Source organism: Streptomyces sp. NRRL S-920 (assembly GCF_000717945.1).
Taxonomy (GTDB): Bacteria; Actinomycetota; Actinomycetes; order Streptomycetales; family Streptomycetaceae; genus Streptomyces; species Streptomyces alboniger.
This window is the reverse complement of sequence record NZ_JODF01000019.1, coordinates 24,283-41,486: the sequence shown is the minus strand read 5'-3', so window position 1 is coordinate 41,486 and position 17,204 is coordinate 24,283. Positions and strand designations below refer to the sequence as shown.

Below are 17,204 nucleotides of genomic sequence, written 5' to 3'. Positions count from 1 at the left end.
GGTCCCCGCCCGCTCCGGGAAGGGGAATGGCCTGCCGGCGCCGGGGAAGTGGCGTCAGCCGACCGGGAGCGGGAGGAGGCCGAGCCGTACGTACGCGCCGCGCACGTGGGGATTCAGAGAATCTCCGGGATGTGCGGTCCAGCGGGGAGCAGGTCACGTCTCCCGCTTCGCGTCACTTTAGTCCACGGTGTCGCCCGGTCAATCAACCGGCCTGCGCGTCGCGGACGGGTCGGGAACGGAGTCGCGAATCAGGCGAAGTCGCCCATTCGGCCGCACCTTCCCCAGCCCTGTGGTTTACCTCACAACAAGAGTCTTTGGCGTTCTTTGTCCCTTCCCACAGCGGGCCGACTGGATCAATGACCACTAACGTCTGCACCATGTCGACTTCCGCATCCCCCTCGGGCCACAGCCCCGCAGAGCCGATCGGCGACATAGCCGTCGGCACGGTCACCGACCGCCTGGTCGCAGCGAACGAGCGGTACGCCGCCGGTTTCACCGATCCGGGCATGGACGCCCGCCCCGTGGGGCGCGTCGCCATCGTGGCCTGCATGGACGCCCGTCTCGACCTGCACAGCGCGCTGGGTCTGAACCTGGGCGACTGCCACACCATCCGCAACGCGGGCGGCGTGGTCACCGACGACGTGATCCGCTCCCTGACCATCAGCCAGCGCGCGCTCGGCACCCGCAGCGTGGTCCTCATCCACCACACCGGTTGCGGCCTGGAGTCCCTCACCGAGGACTTCCGGCAGGACCTGGAGAACGAGGTCGGGCAGCGGCCGACGTGGGCGGTGGAGTCCTTCCGCGACGTCGACCAGGACGTACGTCAGTCGATGCAGCGCGTGCGGACCTCGCCGTTCCTGCTGCACACGGACGACATCCGCGGATTCGTGTTCGACGTGACGACGGGTCTGCTGCGGGAGATCGACCCTGCGTGACTAACAAAAGGTCGTAAGGCCCGACAAATCGCCGCCAGTTATCCACAGGCGAGTGACACGACCCGCCATGCCCAACAACAATGCGGGGGTGACACCACGCGGAACCATCACGCGTGGTGTCGGTGAATTCGGGGTGGCCCGGGCCGCGCACACGATGAGCGGCCCGGAATTGGGGTATCCCTGCTCCTTCGCGAGCTTGGGTAAGGGCCGAGGAGGGCCGGGTGACGACGTATGACGATCGAGCGAGCCTCACAGATCTGACCACGACAGCGGAGCGTGTCCGCAGGTCGGTGGAGGGTGTGATCGAGGGCAAGCCGGAGGTCGTACGGCTCTCGCTGACCGTGCTCCTCGCCGAGGGGCACCTGCTCATCGAGGATGTGCCGGGCGTGGGCAAGACCATGCTCGCCAAGGCGCTCGCCCGGTCCATCGACTGCTCGGTGCGCCGGATCCAGTTCACGCCCGACCTGCTGCCCTCGGACATCACCGGTGTGTCCATCTTCGACCAGCAGCGCAGGGACTTCGAGTTCAAGCCGGGCGCGATCTTCGCGCAGATCGTGATCGGCGACGAGATCAACCGCGCCTCTCCGAAGACGCAGTCCGCGCTCCTGGAGTCCATGGAGGAGCGCCAGGTCACCATCGACGGGCAGACGTACGAACTGCCCAGCCCGTTCATGGTGGTGGCCACGCAGAACCCGGTGGAGATGGAGGGGACCTATCCCCTGCCCGAGGCGCAGCGCGACCGCTTCATGGCGCGCGTCTCGATCGGCTATCCGGGCCCCGAGGCCGAGTTGCAGATGCTCGACGTGCACGGCGGTGTCTCGCCCCTGGACGACCTCCAGCCGGTGGCGCACGCGCACGACATCGTGAAGCTCATCGACGCGGTCCGCACGGTCCACGTCGCCGAGAGCGTGCGGCGGTACGCGGTCGACCTCGTCGGCGCCACGCGCAACCACCCGGACCTCAGACTCGGGGCCTCCCCGCGCGCGACGCTGCATCTGCTGCGCGCCGCCAAGGCCTCCGCGGCGCTCAGCGGCCGGGAGTTCGCCCTCCCGGACGACGTGCAGGCCCTGGCCGTCGCGGTCCTCGCGCACCGCCTGCTGCCCACCGCACAGGCCCAGCTGAACAGGCGTACGGCCGAAGCGGTCGTCCTCGAGATCCTCCATCACACCCCGGTCCCCGCCGCCGCCCAGCCGGGCGGCTTCTTCGACCAGCAGCCGCCCGGCACGCGGAGGCTGTGATGGCGGCCGGGGGGAGGCCGGCGGGCCCCGCCGAGGACGGCAGGGGCGGGGTGCGCACGGCTCTCGCGGGCCTGACCACCCGCGGGCGTTCCTTCCTCGCGGCCGGCGTCGCCGCCGCCATCTGTGCCTACGTCCTCGGCCAGAGCGACCTGCTGCGCGTCGGGCTGCTGCTCGCCGTGCTGCCGCTGGTCTGCGCCGCCGTCCTCTTCCGCACCCGCTACCGCGTCGCGGGCAGCCGCAGGCTCTCCCCCTCGCGCGTGCCCGCCGGTTCGGAGGCCCGCGTACACCTGCGCATGGACAACGTCTCCCGGCTGCCCACGGGCCTGCTGATGCTCCAGGACCGGGTGCCGTACGTCCTCGGGCCCCGGCCCCGCTTCGTACTCGACCGCGTCGAGGCGGGCGGGCGCCGCGAGGTGTCCTACCGCGTCCGCTCCGACCTGCGCGGCCGCTACCCGCTGGGCCCGCTGCAACTGCGCCTCGCGGACCCCTTCGGAATGTGCGAACTGACCCGCTCCTTCTCGACGTACGACACCCTGACGGTCATCCCGCGCGTGGAGCCGCTGCCGCCGGTGCGGCTCACGGGCGAGGCCAAGGGGTACGGCGACGGGCGCAACCGCTCCCTGGCGCTCGCCGGTGAGGACGACGTCATCCCGCGCGGGTACCGCCACGGCGACGATCTGCGCCGGGTGCACTGGCGCTCCACCGCGCGCTACGGCGAGCTGATGGTGCGCCGCGAGGAGCAGCCGCAGCGGGCCCGCTGCACGGTCCTCCTGGACACCCGGGGCGCCGGTTTCCGCGGTGCGGGCCCCGACTCGGCGTTCGAGTGGGCGGTGTCGGGCGCGGCGTCCGCGCTGGTGCACATGCTCGAACGGGGCTTCTCGGTAAGGCTGTTGACCGACACCGGTACCTCCGTGCCGGGCGAGGGCTCCGACGGATTCGCGGGTGCGAGCCAGGAGTCGGCGGACGCGGCCGGGCTGATGATGGACACCCTCGCGGTGATCGACCACTCCGCCGAGGCGGGGCTCTCGCGCGCGTACGACGTACTGCGCGGTGGCAACGAAGGCCTCCTGGTCGCCTTCCTCGGCGACCTCGACGAGGCGCAGGCGGCGGTGGTCGCCAAAATGCGCCAGCGCAGCGGCTCCGCGGTCGCCTTCGTCCTGGACAGCGCGGCCTGGGCGCTGGGGCCCGGCGGTGTGCTGTCCGGCGCCGGTGAGGCGCGGGTGCGGATGCTGCGCGAGGCGGGCTGGACCGCCCTCCCCGTGCTCCCGGGGGCGAGCCTGACGGAGCTGTGGCGCCAGGCCGACCACGCGCGCACGAGCGCGGGCCCCGCGCCCGCCGCGGGGACGACGACCGGGGGCTGGGCATGAGAACGGGTACGACGGTGGGGGGACGGTCATGAGTGGACGCGCGCGGCTCGCGCTGTGTGCCACCGCGGCGACACTGATGGCCTCGGGCGCGCTGCTGCCGCTGGTCGATCCGGCGACGTGGTTCCTCCAGGCGGTGATCCTGCTGGCGGTGCAGAGCGGGGCGGGCGCGCTGGCCCGGCGGGTGCCGCTGGCCAGGCTGCTCACCGTGGCGGCGCAGGCGCTGGTGTCGCTGCTGCTGCTCACCCTGGTCTTCGCCCGTGAGCAGGCGGTCGCGGGGATCCTGCCGGGGCCCGAGGTGTTCCGTCGCTTCGGCATGCTCCTCGAAGCGGGCGGCGACGACGTCGGGCGGTACGCGACCCCGGCGCCGCTCAGCGACGGCATCAGGCTGATGCTGGTCGGCGGGGTCCTGGTGATCGGCCTCGCGGTGGACGCGCTGGCGGTGACGTTCCGTACGGCGGCGCCCGCGGGGCTGCCGCTGCTCGCGCTGTACTCGGTCGCGGCGGGGCTCTCCGGTGACGGCGCCGGATGGCTGTGGTTCCTGCTGGCCGCCGCCGGGTATCTGCTGCTGCTCCTCGCGGAGGGGCGGGACCGGATCTCCGCGTGGGGCCGGGTGTTCGGCGGCGCGGCGCGCGCTCCGGGGCGGGTCTCCGGAGGCCTGGAGAGCAACACCGGGGCGATCGCCCCGGTCCGCACGGGGCGGCGCATCGGCGCCCTCGCCCTGGGCATCGCCCTCGTGGTGCCGCTCGCGCTGCCGGCTCTGGACGGCGGCCTCCTGGGCGGCTCCCGCGGCCCGGGTGGCAGCGGATCGGGCGGCGGCGGGACGATCTCCGCCGTGAACCCCCTGGTCGCGCTCCAGGACAGTCTGAACCAACCGGAGGACCGCGAGGTCCTCTCATACCGCACGAACGCCGAGCGCACCGACGAGCTGTATCTGCGGATCGTCTCGCTCGACCAGTTCGACGGCACCACGTGGAAGACCACCGTCCGGCGCATCGAGGACGTGCCGTCCCCCCTCCCGGACCCCCGGGGGCTGTCCCCCGACGTCCGCAGGACCGAGGTCCGAACGACCATCTCGGCCGCCGACGGCTACGCGCAGAACTGGCTGCCGATGCCGTTCCCCGCCAGCCAGGTCGAGATCGACGGCCGCTGGCGGTACGAGCCGGTGGGCCGCGCGCTCGTCGGCGACCGGGGGCAGACCACGCGCGGCGCCGAGTACCAGGTCAGGAGCCTGGTGGTGGAGCCCACGGCCGAGCAGCTGGCGAACGCGTCCTCGCCCCCCGCCGACCTGCGGCGCGAGTTCACGAAGGTGCCGGACTCCCTGCCGGGGATGGTCGCGGACACGGCACGCCGGGTCACGAAGGGCGCCTCGAACCCGTACGAGCAGGCGGTCAAGCTCCAGGACTACTTCGCCTCCGACGGCGGCTTCACATACAACACGCAGGTGCGGGCGGGCAGTGGTCCTGCCGCGATCGAGAAGTTCCTGAAGCAGAAGGAGGGCTTCTGCGTCCACTTCTCCTTCGCGATGGCCTCCATGGCGCGCACGCTGGGCATACCGGCGCGTGTCGCGGTGGGCTTCACGCCGGGCTCCGCGCGGGCCGACGGCTCGATGTCGGTCGGGCTGCGCGACGCGCACGCCTGGCCCGAGCTGTACTTCGAGGGGGTGGGCTGGACCCGCTTCGAGCCGACCCCGAGCCGCGGCTCGGTGCCCGAGTACACCCGCTCGAACGTCCCCTCCGATGACGCGAGCGACTTGGACACCCCTGAGCCGTCCCGCGCGGCGCAGCCGTCCACGGCGCCCTCGGCGTCCGACAGCTGCCCGCCCGACATGAGGAAGCAGGGCGGCTGCGAGAGCGCCGCCCCGCAGCTCGCGGCCGGTTCGGGCGGCGACGGGCCGCCTATCGGGACGATCGTCCTGTTGGCCCTGGCGGCGCTGCTCGTCCTCACGGTTCCGCTGCTGCCCCTGCTGTGGCGGACCCGTGTCCGGACGGCGCGGCTGGCTTCCGGCGGCCGTACGCCCTCGGACACCGCCGCGCGGACCCTCTTGGCCTGGCGGGAGGTGACGGATACGGCCTGGGACCACGGCATTGAGCCGGACGAGTCACAGACCCCCCGGAAGGCGGCCGCGCGGATCGTCCGCATCGGTCAGCTGCCCGCGGGTCCCGCTGAGGCGGTCCACCGGGTGGCGACCTCCGTGGAACAGGTGCTCTACGCGCCGGACCCGCGGCTTCCCGCGGCGGGGCTCTCCGAGGACGTACGGCGCGTACGGCAGGGGCTGCACGCCTCGTCGACCCGTTCCGCCCGGCTGCGGGCGGCACTCGCGCCGCGTTCGGCCGCACGGGTGGTGTGGGCGGTCTCGGACCGCTGGGCGGCGTTCAGCGCACGCTGGAGCGAGCGGGTCGCGAAGCGGTGGACGGCACTGACACGGAGGCTGCCGCGAAGGGCTTCGCAGCAGGAGGGATGAGGCGCGGGGGCTCCCCGCGCCGGGGGCCCCGCTGCGGGAGGGGTCCCCGCCGCTGAGACGCACGTGAGGGGTGACCGCCAGGCCGGCGGTCACCCCTCACGCGCTCACATCTGTTGGGTCAGCCTTGCGGGGCCGAACTCACTGACCACCCTGCTGCTCGTCGCGGCGGCGCTGCCACCGCTGCTCGATGCGGTCCATGACGGAACGGCGCTGTCGCGTCTGCCGACGGGCCTGGAGCCCGCCCTGCGCAGCGGCCGCGCCCGAGGGCTGTTCACCCGGCTTCGGCGCCTTGCGCCAACCGGTGACGGCGAGCACCGCGCAGCCCAGCATGACGAGGAATCCCACCACGCTGATCCAGATCTGCTGGGCGACCATTCCGGCCATGAGAAGGGCGATACCCACCAGGAAGCCGACGACCGCTTGGTAGACCCGCTTCCGGGTGTACGTACGCAGCCCGCTTCCCTCAAGCGCTGTCGCGAACTTGGGATCTTCGGCGTACAGCGCTCGCTCCATCTGCTCGAGCATGCGCTGCTCGTGCTCCGAGAGCGGCACGGAGTCCTCCTCATCGTGCAGTCGCCGGGGGCGACCGGGGGTCCCCTTCAGGATAGGCAGGGAATCGCCCCCGTGAAACCCGCCCCTCTGCGCCAACTTCGCCAAACCGGACCTTCACATCGCTCCGGCTCACTGAAGCGTGCATTCCCCAGTGGCCGAACCGTCATGCAGGACGGTGTCCCTCGATCATACGGCGCCTGTAGCCCGTTCGGGGGGCCTGTGGCGTACTCCATCTGCGGCTGCGTCCCTGATCAGCAGGGCAGCCCCGGCCGCCTCTCAGGCCTCGGTGGCACCGCGCGCCTCACCGAGTACGTGCAGCTGGGTGGCGACGGAGTGGAAGGCGGGCAGCTCGGCGGCGGCGGCCTCCAGCTGGAGGAGGGCCTCCATGGCGCCCGGCTCGGTGTCCACGAGGACGCCGGGGACCAGGTCGGCGAAGACCCGCACGCCGTGCACCGCGTCCACGCGCACGCCGGCGGCCTCGACCAGCTCGGTGAGCTGCTCGGCGGTGAAGCGGCGCGGCACGGGGTCGCCCGCGCCCCAGCGGCCCGCCGGGTCGGTGAGCGCCGTCTGTGCCTCCTTGAAGTGCCCGGCGAGGGCGCGCGCCAGCACCGCTCCGCCGAGGCCCGCGCCGAGCAGGCTGAGCACTCCGGAGGGCCGCAGCGCGTCGACGGCCAGGCGCACGCCTTCGGCGGGGTCGTCCACGTACTCCAGGACGCCGTGGCACAGGACGGCGTCGAAGCCGCCGCGCTCGACCACGTCGAAGAGGCCGAGCACATCGCCCTGGACTCCGCGCACCCGCTCGGCGACGCCGGCCTCGGCGGCCCTGCGCTCCAGTGCGAACAGGGCGTTCGGGCTGGGGTCGACGACCGTGACCCGGTGGCCCAGTCCGGCGACGGGTACCGCGAAGTTGCCGCTGCCGCCTCCGGTGTCGAGCACGTCGAGTGCGGTGCGCGACTCCCGGGCGGTGACCTCCGCGCGGCGGTCGAGGGCGTCCTTCAGGACGTCCCAGACCACGGCGGTACGCAGAGACGCGCGGGGGCGGGAGGGGTCGGAGCGCACCGACGCCGCGTGAGGGCGGTGGTGGGAGACGGGCGGGCGCATCGGGTCCGACACGGCAGTTGACTCCTCGGCGCGTGGGGTTGCGATCAACCCCACCTTATTGCCTGCCGTGCGGTGCCCCGGTCACCCGTCCCGGGGGCGCACGCGCCGGTCAGCCCGCGTCCGGCCGCTCCTCTCCCCGGTCCGGCCGATCCTGCCTCGCCTGGGGCAGCACGGGCTGGAGCACCAGCATCCGCTCGACCAGGCGCAGGAACATCGCCACGTCACGGAGCAGGTCGTCGGCGTCGCGGGCGGTGGCGGCGCCCTGGATGCCCGCCTCCGCGCGGGCCCGGCGGGCGGCGCCGGAGGCGAACAGGGCGCTCCATTCGGTCAGTTCGGGGGCTATCTCGGGGAGGACTTCCCAGGCGCTGCGGATGCGCTGCCTGCGGCGCGGGCTCGTCTCGGGGCGGCCGCGCGCGGCCAGCACGGCGGCGGCGGTGCGCAGGGCGGCGAGGTGGGCGGTGGCGTAGCGCTCGTTCGGAGTGTCCAGGCGGGCGGCCTCGTCGATTCCGGCGCGGGCCTGGGCGAGCAGTTCGAGGGCGGCGGGCGGGGCGGTCGCGCGGCGCAGGACGGGGTGGACATCGCTCGCCGGGCCGGTCAGTGAGGGCGCGGGGCGCACGGCGCGGTGCCGGTGTGCGGCTGCTGCGGAAGTGCTGGCCATGACGAACCTCCTGTCGTCGGTGACGGCGCGTGGCCGTATGTGCCCAGAGTGGAGTACCCCACTGACAATCGGCCCTGACCTGCTCCTTTGCCCCGGGCAAGGGTTCGGGCTTACTTTTGTACTGACCAGTCAGTTCAAAAGAAGGGTCTGGGGGGACTGTGGACGATCCGACCGACGGCCTGTACGCCGCCGCCGTCACCGCCGAGGGCTTCGGCCTCGAAGGGCCGCGCGGCTGGGCGTTCCGCGGCATCGACATCGCCGCGGAGCCCGGGTCACTGATCGCGCTGGAGGGCCCCTCGGGCTCGGGCCGTACGTGCCTCCTGCTCGCTCTGACGGGACGTATGCGCGCCACCGAGGGGCACGCGCGCGTGGGGCGCTTCCAGTTGCCCAAGCAACTGGCCGCCGTGCGCCGGATCAGCGGGCTCGGGCCGGTGCCCGGCGTCACCGACCTCGACCCGGCCCTGACCGTCGCCGAGCACCTGCACGAACGGGCGCTCCTGGAGCGGCGGTTCGGCGGTCCGCTGCGGGGGCTTCTGCGCCCGCGCGCCGAGCGCAGGAACGAGACGCGGCTGCGCGTCGTCACCGCGCTGACCGCCGCGGGCCTCGACATGGAGTCGCTGCCCAAGGGGCCGCGGACCTCCGTACGCGATCTGGAGCGGCTCGAAGCCCTGCGCCTGTCCATAGCCCTCGCGCTGATCGGCCGGCCGCGCGTACTCGGCGTCGACGACACCGACCTCAAGCTCTCGGACGCCGAACGGGCCGAGGCCTGGGACCTGTTGACGTCCCTCACCGAGAGCGGGACGACCGTCGTGGCGGTGTGCAGCGAGGCGCCCGAGGGCGCGGTCGTGGTGCGCACCGGCGCCCAGGAGACGGACACCGCCACCGAACCGGAACGGCACGGCACCGACGACGACAAGGAGACGGCGGATGCGCTCCCCGAAGCTGGCCGCGCTTGAGCTGAGGCGCTTCGGCAGGGGAAAGCTGCCACGCCTCGCGCTGGTCGCGCTCCTGCTGCTGCCCCTGCTGTACGGCGCGCTGTACCTGTGCTCCTTCTGGGACCCGTACGGCCGTCTCGACCGCATCCCCGTGGCGCTGGTCAACGAGGACGACGGCGCCACCGCGCAGGGCAAGAAGCTGGAGGCGGGCGACTCCATCGTCAAGCGGCTGCACGACAGCAAGACCTTCGAGTGGCACGAGGTGACGGACGCCGAGGCGCGCGAGGGCGTCGAGGACGGGAGGTACTACCTGTCGCTGACGATGCCGTCGGACTTCAGCAAGCGCATCGCGTCGAGTTCGGGGGACTCTCCGGAGACGGGCGCTCTGCGGGTGCGTACGAACGACGCCAACAACTACATCGTCGGGCAGATCTCACGGACGGTCTTCTCCGAGGTGCGCAGGGCGGCGTCCACCAAGGCCTCGCGCTCCTTCCTCGACAAGATCTTCATCTCGTTCTCCGACATCCACGACGAGACCCAGAAGGCCGCCGAGGGCGCCGACAAGCTCGACGGCGGCATCGGCAAGGCGAAGAAGGGGTCCAAAACCCTCGTGAACGGCCTGGGGAACGCCAAGAAGGGCAGCGGCGACCTGGTCGCGGGCATCAAGAAGCTCCACAAGGGCGCGGGTGACATCAAGAGCGGTTCGAGGCGGGTCGCGGACGGTACGCACAAGCTCGCCGGAAAGGTCAACGGCACCGCCGACAAGGTGCGGCCCTTCCTGAAGGACAACGGCAAGACGATCGGTGACACGGCCCAGTTGGTCGCCGACTCCTCCAAGGCGATGCGCCGCAACCTCGACGACTGGGTCAAGCACGCCCCCGGGGCCGCCAAGGGGGCCAAGGAGGGCTCCAGGATCATCGGCGGCTTCTACACGAAGCACTGTGAGACGGCTCCGGTGCCCGACCCCGGCTGCGCCGAGTTCAAGAAGGTCAAGAAGGCCGCCGATGACGTGTCGACGATCGCGGACGACATGAACACGGTGATCAAGGACCAGCACAGCGACGCCGAGAAGCTCGACAAGCACCTGGCCGCGCTCCAGAAGAAGTCGCAGGCGCTCGCCGACCGCGCCCCGCACCTCGACGAGGACCTGGAGAAGGCCGTCACCCAGATCAACGACCTCGACAAGGGCGCGGGCAAGGTGGCCGACGGCGCCAGGAAGCTGTACACGGGCCTCGGTGACGCCAAGACCGGGGTGAAGGACCTCGACGCGGGCATCGGCAAGCTGGAGACGGGCGCGAGCGACCTCAAGGGCGGTCTGTTCAAGCTGGCCGACGGCTCGGCGAAGCTGTCCGGCGGGCTGCACGACGGCGTCAAGAAGATCCCCGACTACGGCAAGAAGGACCGCGACGAGCGCACCGACGTCATGGCCGACCCCGTCCAGCTCGCCTCGCGGTCGATGCACAAGGCGCCCAACTACGGCACGGGCTTCGCGCCCTACTTCATCCCGCTGTCCCTCTGGGTCGGCGCGATGGTGGCGTACATGCTGATCCAGCCGCTCAACCGGCGCGCGCTCGCCGCGGGCGCCTCCGCGTGGCGCATCGCGCTGGCAGGCTGGCTGCCGGTGGCGGCCCTCGGCGTACTCCAGACGGCCGCCCTCATGTCCGTACTGCACTGGGGCCTCGGCCTCCAGATGGCCAGGGCGGCCGGCACCATCGGCTTCCTCTGCCTGGTCACGGTGTGCTTCGCGGCCATCGTGCAGTGGCTCAACGCCCGCTTCGGAGCGGCCGGGCGGATCCTCGTCCTCGCCGCGCTCATGCTCCAGCTGACGTCGGCGGGCGGCACCTACCCCGTGCAGACGAGCCCCGGCTTCTTCGGCGCGATCCACCCCTTCCTGCCGATGAGCCACGTGGTCGACGCTCTCCGGAGGCTGATCACGGGCGGTGGCCTCGGCCCCGTCTGGCAGGCGTGCGCGGTCCTGACGGCATTCACGCTGGGCGCCCTCGCGCTCACCGCGCTCTCCGCGCACCGCAAGCAGGTGTGGACCATGGACCGACTGCACCCGGAGCTGACCCTGTGAGTGCGGCACTGCCGGGGAGCCCGGCGAGACCTGTGAGAATCAAGACCATGGACAGCAGTGCAGGCAGCACCCGCCGCGAGGCCACCCGGCAGAAGCTCTACGAGGCAGCCGTCACCCTCATCGCGGAACAGGGTTTCTCCGCCACGACGGTGGACGAGATCGCCGAGCGGGCCGGGGTCGCGAAGGGCACCGTCTACTACAACTTCGCGAGCAAATCGGTCCTCTTCGAAGAGCTGCTGCGGCACGGCGTCGGCCTGTTGACCGCCTCCCTGAAGGAGGCGGCCGAGAAGACGGACAAGAGCGGCGGCAGCAAGGTCGACGCCCTCGACGCGATGATCAGGGCCGGTCTCGTCTTCATCAACCGCTACCCCGCCTTCACCCAGCTGTATGTGGCCGAGCTGTGGCGCACCAACCGGGCCTGGCAGTCCACGCTCCTGGTCGTCAGGCAGCAGGCCGTCGCCGTGGTCGAGGACGTGCTGCGCGGGGGCGTCGAGAACGGCGAGCTGGCCGACGAGATCGACATCCCGCTGACGGCCGCCGCGCTCGTTGGCATGGTGCTGGTGGCCGCCCTCGACTGGCAGGCCTTCCAGCCGGAGCGCTCCCTCGACGATGTGCACGCGGCGCTGTCGCGCCTGTTGCAGGGCCGGGTCAGCGGCACGCGCGCGTAGCGGCCCGGTAGCGCGTACGACAGCGCGTACGACAGCGCCGGTCCGGTGCCCCTGTTTTCCAGGCGGCACCGGCCCGGCGCTGTCCTCGTGTCCCCCCGAACCCCCGTTCGGCCCCCCGTACGGTCGCCCCCCGAGTCACCCCCGTACCTCGCTCCCGCCTCACGGCGGAAGGAGCGGCCAAGGGCCCGGCGCCGTTCCGCCGCCCCGTGTCGGCGGTACCGGCGCCGTGCCCTTCTCCGTGCCCCACACTCTTCCGTCTCCGCAGGTGGAGGCCCATCCGCGCGCGTACTCATCTCAGCGTCTAGGTACCCGTACTCACGCATGCGCACGGGACCCCAGGCCGACGGGCCCCGGACTGGTTACGATCACGTCCGTGTCCGTACTCCCCCTGGTGTTCACCAGCGGCTGGGCGAGCGGGATCAACGCGTACGCCGTTGTCCTGCTGCTCGGCGTCTTCGGCGCGACCGGGATCAGTGACGAGGTCCCTGAGGCGCTTCAGCGGCCGGACGTGCTGATCGCGGCCGGTGTGCTCTTCGTCTGTGAGGCCGTCGCCGACAAGATCCCGTACGTCGACTCGGTCTGGGACTCGGTGCACACCGTGATCCGGCCGGTGTCCGGGGCCGTGGTGGGGGCGCTCCTCGCGGGCCAGAGCGGTTCCCTGCCGGACCTCGCCGCGGGGGCCGTCGGCGGATCGACCGCGCTGGCGAGCCACGCGGTGAAGGCCGGGACGCGGATGGCGATCAACACCTCGCCCGAACCGTTCAGCAACGTCGTGATGAGCACGGCCGAGGACCTCGGCGTCGGCGGGCTCATCTCCTTCGCGATGTTCTATCCGGAGGCGGCCGCGATCATCGCGGCGGTGCTCCTGCTGCTCGGTCTGTTCGTGCTGTTCTTCCTCGTCTCGCGCATCCGGCGGTTCCTGCGGCGCAGGGCGCAGCGGCGCGAGGAGAGGCGGCTCGCGGCCCGGACCGGGCCGCCGCCGCCCTGAGAGCCGGTGTGCCCCGGGGTCGCGGCGTGACTGTCAGTGGTGGCCGATAAAGTCCCTGGCATGGCACGGATTGTGGTGATCGGCGCCGGGATGGGCGCCATGACGGCCGCCGCCCGGCTGGCCGTCGCGGGCCACCGGGTGGTGGTGTACGAACGCGGGCGGACGTACGGCGGTTCGCTCGGCGTGGTCGAGCGGGACGGCTTCGTCTTCGACACCGGCCCGGGACTGCTCCAGCTCCCCGCGGTCTACCGGGACGTGTTCGTCAAGACCGGCAAGGAGCCCCTGGAGCAGTGCGTCCAGCTCTCCCAGGTGGAGCCCGCCGTGCGCCATGTCTTCGCCGACGGCACCACGACCGACCTGCCGAACGCCTCGCGCGCGGGCGTCGGCGAAGCCCTGGACGCGGCCCTCGGCGACGGCGCGGGCGCTCGCTGGGCGGCGTTCATGAACCGCGCGCGGGAGACGTGGGACCGCACCCGCCGCCCGCTCCTGGAAGAGCCCCTGTATCCGAACTGGCAGGTGCTCGGCGCCCGCGAGCCGTACCCCGCGGTGCCCCACAAGCGCCTGCTGCGCCGCGAGCGCCGGGCCGCCACGCTCAGTGAGATCGGCGAGCTGGAGCTGGGCGGCGACGCCCGGCTGCTCGCGCTCCTGGAGCAGTTCGCCCTCGCGCAGGGCCTCGACCCGCGGACGACCCCGGCGAGCGCATCCGTCCTGCCGTACATGGAGCAGACCTTCGGCACCTGGTCGGTGCGGGGCGGTCTGCGCGCGCTGGCCACGGCGGTGTACGAGCGGTGCCTGGCCCGCCGGGTCGAGTTCGTGTTCGACGCGGCGGTGGTCCGGATCGTCGAGAAGGACGGTCGGGCGGCGGGCGTGGAGCTAGCGGACGGCCGGGCGGCCGACGCGGACTTCGTGGTCGCCGGGGTGGCCCCCACGGCCCTGGACGCGATGCTGTCCGGTGTGAACATACGGGCGGAGGGTGACGCCCCCGCGCGCTCCGGGCTCCCCAGCCGCCTGGCGGTCCTCCTGGCCCTGTCGGGCGCCCGCCCCGAGGGCACCGCGCACCGGACCGTGCTGCACTCGGCCGACCGCCTCGACGAGCTGGACCGCCTCTTCGGAGAGCGGCCCGGACTCCCCGCCTCCCCCACCGTCACGGTCCTGCGCCCCGACGACCCGGACAGCACGCCCGACGGGGCGCACGAGGCCGTGACGCTCACGGTGACGGTGCCCGCGCACCTGGAGGTGGGTCCGGCCGACGTGGAGCGGGTCATGTCCCGCGCGGAGTCGGTGATCCCCGGGCTGCGCGAGCGCCTCCTGTGGCACGAGGTGCGCACGCCCGCGGACATCGCGGAGGCCACGGGCGCCGACGGCGGCTCGGTCCCCGCCCCGGCGCTCGCCGCGGCCGGCGGAAAGCTCCTGCACCCGGCCAACAGCACCCGCCTGCCGGGCCTGTTCGCGGTCGGCGGCTGGTCGCACCCCGGCGGCGGGCTGCCCCACGCGGGGATGTCGGGCGCGCTGGTCGCGGGGCTGATCGTCGAGGGTCCGGAGTTCCGCGGCTCGCAGTGACGGCCTCCGGAGAGGGTCAGTAGCGGTACTGCTGCCCGTTGTGACCCGAGTGCCCCTGGCCGTCGGCGGGCCCGTCCTGGTACGGGTAGGGCTGCTCCTGCGGGAGTTCACCGCCGTAGGGCTCGTCGGTGGTGCGCTGGTGCGGCACCCAGACACCGCCGGGCGGGGTGTCGTTGTACGCCTCGCCGAGCCCGCCGTAGGTGTCGCCGCCGTACGGGGCGTACTGCTGCTGGTCGCCGTAGGCGTCGTAGCCCTGCCCGGCGCCGTAGGTCTGCGTGCCGACGTACGGGTCGGAGTACGCGGCGTACTGCTGGTGCCCGGTCTCGTCGTAGCCGTAGCTCTGCTGGTCGTAGCCGGTGTAGGCCGCGGTGTCGTAGCCCTGGCCGTCGCCCTGGTGGGCGTCGCCCGCGGACGGCGGGGCGTACGCCGTGTCGGTGTACACGCCGTACTGCCCGGTGTCGTCGGGCAGCGGCTCCGGTTCGTAGATCCCGGGGTCGTGCGAGGGCGGCGGCGGGGCCTGCTCGTACTCCAGACCGGAGACCTCGAGCGTCGGTTCCTTCGCCGCCGCGGCCGGGGACGGCTTCTTGCGGCGCTTGCTGAGCCCCGGCTTCCCGCCGAGCGCCCAGCCGGTGGAGAAGCCCCGGCGGAACGACAGCGTCACATACGTCTGGCCCGTGGCGAAGGCGATGGCGCCGGCCCCGATGACCCACACGGACGGCATCAGCACGCCGACGACGACCCCGAGGAAGCCCACGAAGGCCAGCAGGCGCCAGCGCAGCCTGGCCTTGTACTGCAACAGCACCTCGCCGAGCAGCCACAGCGCGACGAATCCGAACGCGATGTAGAGGACCGTCCAGCCCACGTACGCCCCTCTCCCCTACGGCCGCCGCCCGTGGATACGGGGGTACGGCCGGTCAAGCCTGTCGGTGCAGGCCCAGATTCTCGTAGATTTCCAGCGTCGCCGTGGAGTTGTTGAGCGTGATGAAGTGCAATCCCGGCACGCCTTCGGCCAGCAATCGCGCGCAGAACTCCGTCGCGAACTCGATGCCAATGGAGCGTACAGCGGCTGGATCGTCTTTGACCGCGAGGATCCTGTCTTTGAGCGCGGCCGGGACCACGGCGTTGCTGAGCTGGGGCAGCCGGTCGAGCTGGCGGACGTTGGTGACCGGCATCATCTCGGGGATGATCGGCGTCTCGCAGCCCGCCGCCGCGACGCGGTCGCGCAGCCGCAGGTACTCGGCCGGGTCGAAGAACATCTGCGTGATCGCGTAGTCCGCGCCGGCCCGGCACTTGTCGATGAAGTGCCGGGTGTCCGACTCCCAGTCGGGCGAGCGCGGGTGCATCGCGGGGAAGGCGGCCACGCCCACGCAGAAGTCGCCGGACTCCTTGATCAGCTCGACCAGCTCGGCGGCGTAGGTGAGGCCCTCGGGGTGCGCGACCCAGTCGCCGAGCGGGTCGCCCGGCGGGTCGCCGCGGACCGCGAGCATGTTCCGGATCCCGGCGTCCGCGTACTGCCCGATGATGTTGCGCAGCTCGGCCACGGAGTGATCGACCGCGGTCAGGTGCGCGACGGGCGTCAGGGTGGTGTCGACGACGATCTGCTGGGTCTCCTTGACCGTGCCGGTGCGCGTCGAACCGCCCGCTCCGTAGGTCACCGAGACGAAGTCCGGGGCGACGGCCTCGACCCGGCGCAGCGCGTTCCACAGATTCCGCTCGCCCTTCGGGGTCTTCGGCGCGGAGAACTCGAACGAGTACGTCGTCTTGCCGGTCGCGAGCATGTCGCGCACGGTGCGTGCGCGGTCAGTCCTGGTGGAAGCTGTGCCTAGGGCCATACGGGCAGGTTAGCCAGGCCACGGCGGTCGCCCAACCGGACCTTGGGCTTTCGCCGCATTTGCCGGTTTCTTGTCCACGGATCGGACACGGCGGGGACGGCGCTCGGGCGGGTCCGGACACGGCTCAGTCGGCCGTGCGCAGCCGCTTGGCGAAGTCCGCGGCGGCGGCTCCCGGGTCGTCGGCCTCGGTGATCGCCCGCACGACGACCACGCGCCGCGCGCCCGCTTCGAGCACCTGGTCGAGGTTGCCCGCGTCGATGCCGCCGATGGCGAACCAGGGGCGGTCCGTGCCGAGCCCGGCCGTGTAACGCACCAGGTCCAGGCCCGGGGCGTGGCGGCCCGGCTTGGTGGGCGTGGGCCAGCAGGGACCCGTGCAGAAGTAGTCCACGCCCTCCTGGGCGGCGGCCGCGGCGGCCTCGGATTCAGCGTGCGTGGAGCGGCCGATGAGCACGTCGTCGCTGCTGCCGCCGAGGATGGCGCGGGCCGCGGGGACCGGCAGGTCGCCCTGGCCGAGGTGCAGCACGTCGGCGCCGATGGCGTGCGCGATGTCCGCGCGGTCGTTCACCGCGAAGAGCTTGCCGTGGCGCCGGGCGGCGTCGGCGAAGACCTGGAGGTGTTCCAGCTCCTCGCCGGCCTCCATGCCCTTGTCGCGCAGCTGCACGATGTCGACGCCGCCCGCGAGGACGGCGTCGAGGAATTCGGGGAGGTCTCCCTGGCGCTTGCGGGCGTCCACGCACAGGTAGAGGCGGGCGTCGGCGAGCTGGGCGCGCGGCTGGTCGGCGGCCATGGAAGAGGTCCCCCCGGTGTCGATGGGCGTGCGGGCCGCGTCTCA

The 17,204-nt window shown here is 72.4% G+C and carries 15 protein-coding genes; 9 read left to right on the top strand and 6 right to left on the bottom strand.

What is annotated here, in order from left to right:
- The first annotated feature begins 356 nt into the window (after positions 1–356).
- The 4 genes from IG54_RS0116465 to IG54_RS0116450 all read left to right on the top strand — a co-directional run bounded on the left by IG54_RS0116465 (position 357) and on the right by IG54_RS0116450 (position 6,001).
- The gene (locus IG54_RS0116465) at positions 357–935 is read left to right on the top strand and encodes a beta-class carbonic anhydrase (protein ID WP_199809547.1); all 579 of its coding nucleotides are present in this window, start codon (positions 357–359) and stop codon (positions 933–935) included.
- Positions 936–1,156: 221 nt separating this feature from the next.
- Positions 1,157–2,173: an AAA family ATPase gene (locus IG54_RS0116460; RefSeq protein ID WP_030783837.1), complete on the top strand. Its 1,017-nt coding sequence runs from the start codon at positions 1,157–1,159 to the stop codon at positions 2,171–2,173.
- Complete coding sequence (locus IG54_RS0116455; RefSeq protein WP_030783834.1) at positions 2,173–3,540, top strand: DUF58 domain-containing protein; 1,368 nt, start codon at positions 2,173–2,175, stop codon at positions 3,538–3,540. Before IG54_RS0116460 ends, IG54_RS0116455 begins: the two co-directional genes overlap by 1 nt.
- A gap of 28 nt (positions 3,541–3,568) precedes the next feature.
- Positions 3,569–6,001, top strand: a complete 2,433-nt coding sequence (locus IG54_RS0116450) for a transglutaminase TgpA family protein (RefSeq protein WP_030783831.1) — start codon at positions 3,569–3,571, stop codon at positions 5,999–6,001.
- A gap of 138 nt (positions 6,002–6,139) precedes the next feature.
- On the opposite strand, the gene IG54_RS0116445 is transcribed toward IG54_RS0116450, so the two are convergent.
- The 3 genes from IG54_RS0116445 to IG54_RS0116435 form a co-directional block, all read right to left on the bottom strand.
- On the bottom strand, positions 6,140–6,553 hold the full coding sequence (locus tag IG54_RS0116445; RefSeq protein WP_030783830.1) for a DUF3040 domain-containing protein: 414 nt from the start codon (positions 6,551–6,553) through the stop codon (positions 6,140–6,142).
- Between the two features lie 276 nt (positions 6,554–6,829).
- Complete coding sequence (locus tag IG54_RS0116440; RefSeq protein ID WP_030783827.1) at positions 6,830–7,666, bottom strand: class I SAM-dependent methyltransferase; 837 nt, start codon at positions 7,664–7,666, stop codon at positions 6,830–6,832.
- A gap of 97 nt (positions 7,667–7,763) precedes the next feature.
- On the bottom strand, positions 7,764–8,312 hold the full coding sequence (locus IG54_RS0116435; RefSeq protein WP_030783824.1) for an SAV_6107 family HEPN domain-containing protein: 549 nt from the start codon (positions 8,310–8,312) through the stop codon (positions 7,764–7,766).
- Between the two features lie 158 nt (positions 8,313–8,470).
- Here IG54_RS0116435 and IG54_RS0116430 point away from each other — a divergent pair, with 158 nt between their 5' ends.
- From IG54_RS0116430 to IG54_RS0116410, 5 genes are all read left to right on the top strand, one after another.
- Complete coding sequence (locus IG54_RS0116430) at positions 8,471–9,268, top strand: ATP-binding cassette domain-containing protein (RefSeq protein ID WP_030783820.1); 798 nt, start codon at positions 8,471–8,473, stop codon at positions 9,266–9,268.
- A complete protein-coding gene (locus IG54_RS0116425; RefSeq protein WP_030783817.1) occupies positions 9,240–11,324 on the top strand; it encodes a YhgE/Pip family protein in 2,085 nt (694 codons plus the stop codon). The genes IG54_RS0116430 and IG54_RS0116425 overlap by 29 nt, the downstream gene beginning before the upstream one ends.
- A gap of 47 nt (positions 11,325–11,371) precedes the next feature.
- A complete protein-coding gene (locus IG54_RS0116420) occupies positions 11,372–11,992 on the top strand; it encodes a TetR/AcrR family transcriptional regulator (protein ID WP_030783814.1) in 621 nt (206 codons plus the stop codon).
- Positions 11,993–12,365: 373 nt separating this feature from the next.
- Positions 12,366–12,980: a DUF4126 domain-containing protein gene (locus tag IG54_RS0116415; protein WP_030783804.1), complete on the top strand. Its 615-nt coding sequence runs from the start codon at positions 12,366–12,368 to the stop codon at positions 12,978–12,980.
- 60 nt (positions 12,981–13,040) lie between these two features.
- Positions 13,041–14,540: a phytoene desaturase family protein gene (locus tag IG54_RS0116410; protein WP_030783801.1), complete on the top strand. Its 1,500-nt coding sequence runs from the start codon at positions 13,041–13,043 to the stop codon at positions 14,538–14,540.
- Positions 14,541–14,556: 16 nt separating this feature from the next.
- On the opposite strand, the gene IG54_RS0116405 is transcribed toward IG54_RS0116410, so the two are convergent.
- The 3 genes from IG54_RS0116405 to thiE form a co-directional block, all read right to left on the bottom strand.
- Positions 14,557–15,402, bottom strand: coding sequence for a hypothetical protein (locus IG54_RS0116405; RefSeq protein ID WP_030783799.1), 846 nt, complete (start codon positions 15,400–15,402; stop codon positions 14,557–14,559).
- Positions 15,403–15,454: 52 nt separating this feature from the next.
- Entirely contained in the window at positions 15,455–16,372 is a 918-nt protein-coding gene (gene metF, locus IG54_RS0116400; RefSeq protein ID WP_030783797.1) for a methylenetetrahydrofolate reductase [NAD(P)H], read from the bottom strand.
- 124 nt (positions 16,373–16,496) lie between these two features.
- On the bottom strand, positions 16,497–17,159 hold the full coding sequence (gene thiE / locus IG54_RS0116395) for a thiamine phosphate synthase (RefSeq protein WP_030783796.1): 663 nt from the start codon (positions 17,157–17,159) through the stop codon (positions 16,497–16,499).
- Positions 17,160–17,204: the final 45 nt, after the last annotated feature.

Bases quoted from the DNA above. Each gene is read 5' to 3' on its own strand.
- metF (WP_030783797.1), bottom strand. From the start codon at position 16,372: ATGGCCCTAGGCACAGCTTCCACCAGGACTGACCGCGCACGCACCGTG.
- IG54_RS0116465 (WP_199809547.1), top strand. From the start codon at position 357: ATGACCACTAACGTCTGCACCATGTCGACTTCCGCATCCCCCTCGGGC.
- IG54_RS0116425 (WP_030783817.1), top strand. From the start codon at position 9,240: ATGCGCTCCCCGAAGCTGGCCGCGCTTGAGCTGAGGCGCTTCGGCAGG.
- thiE (WP_030783796.1), bottom strand. From the start codon at position 17,159: ATGGCCGCCGACCAGCCGCGCGCCCAGCTCGCCGACGCCCGCCTCTAC.
- IG54_RS0116435 (WP_030783824.1), bottom strand. From the start codon at position 8,312: ATGGCCAGCACTTCCGCAGCAGCCGCACACCGGCACCGCGCCGTGCGC.
- IG54_RS0116410 (WP_030783801.1), top strand. From the start codon at position 13,041: ATGGCACGGATTGTGGTGATCGGCGCCGGGATGGGCGCCATGACGGCC.
- IG54_RS0116450 (WP_030783831.1), top strand. From the start codon at position 3,569: ATGAGTGGACGCGCGCGGCTCGCGCTGTGTGCCACCGCGGCGACACTG.
- IG54_RS0116420 (WP_030783814.1), top strand. From the start codon at position 11,372: ATGGACAGCAGTGCAGGCAGCACCCGCCGCGAGGCCACCCGGCAGAAG.
- IG54_RS0116455 (WP_030783834.1), top strand. From the start codon at position 2,173: ATGGCGGCCGGGGGGAGGCCGGCGGGCCCCGCCGAGGACGGCAGGGGC.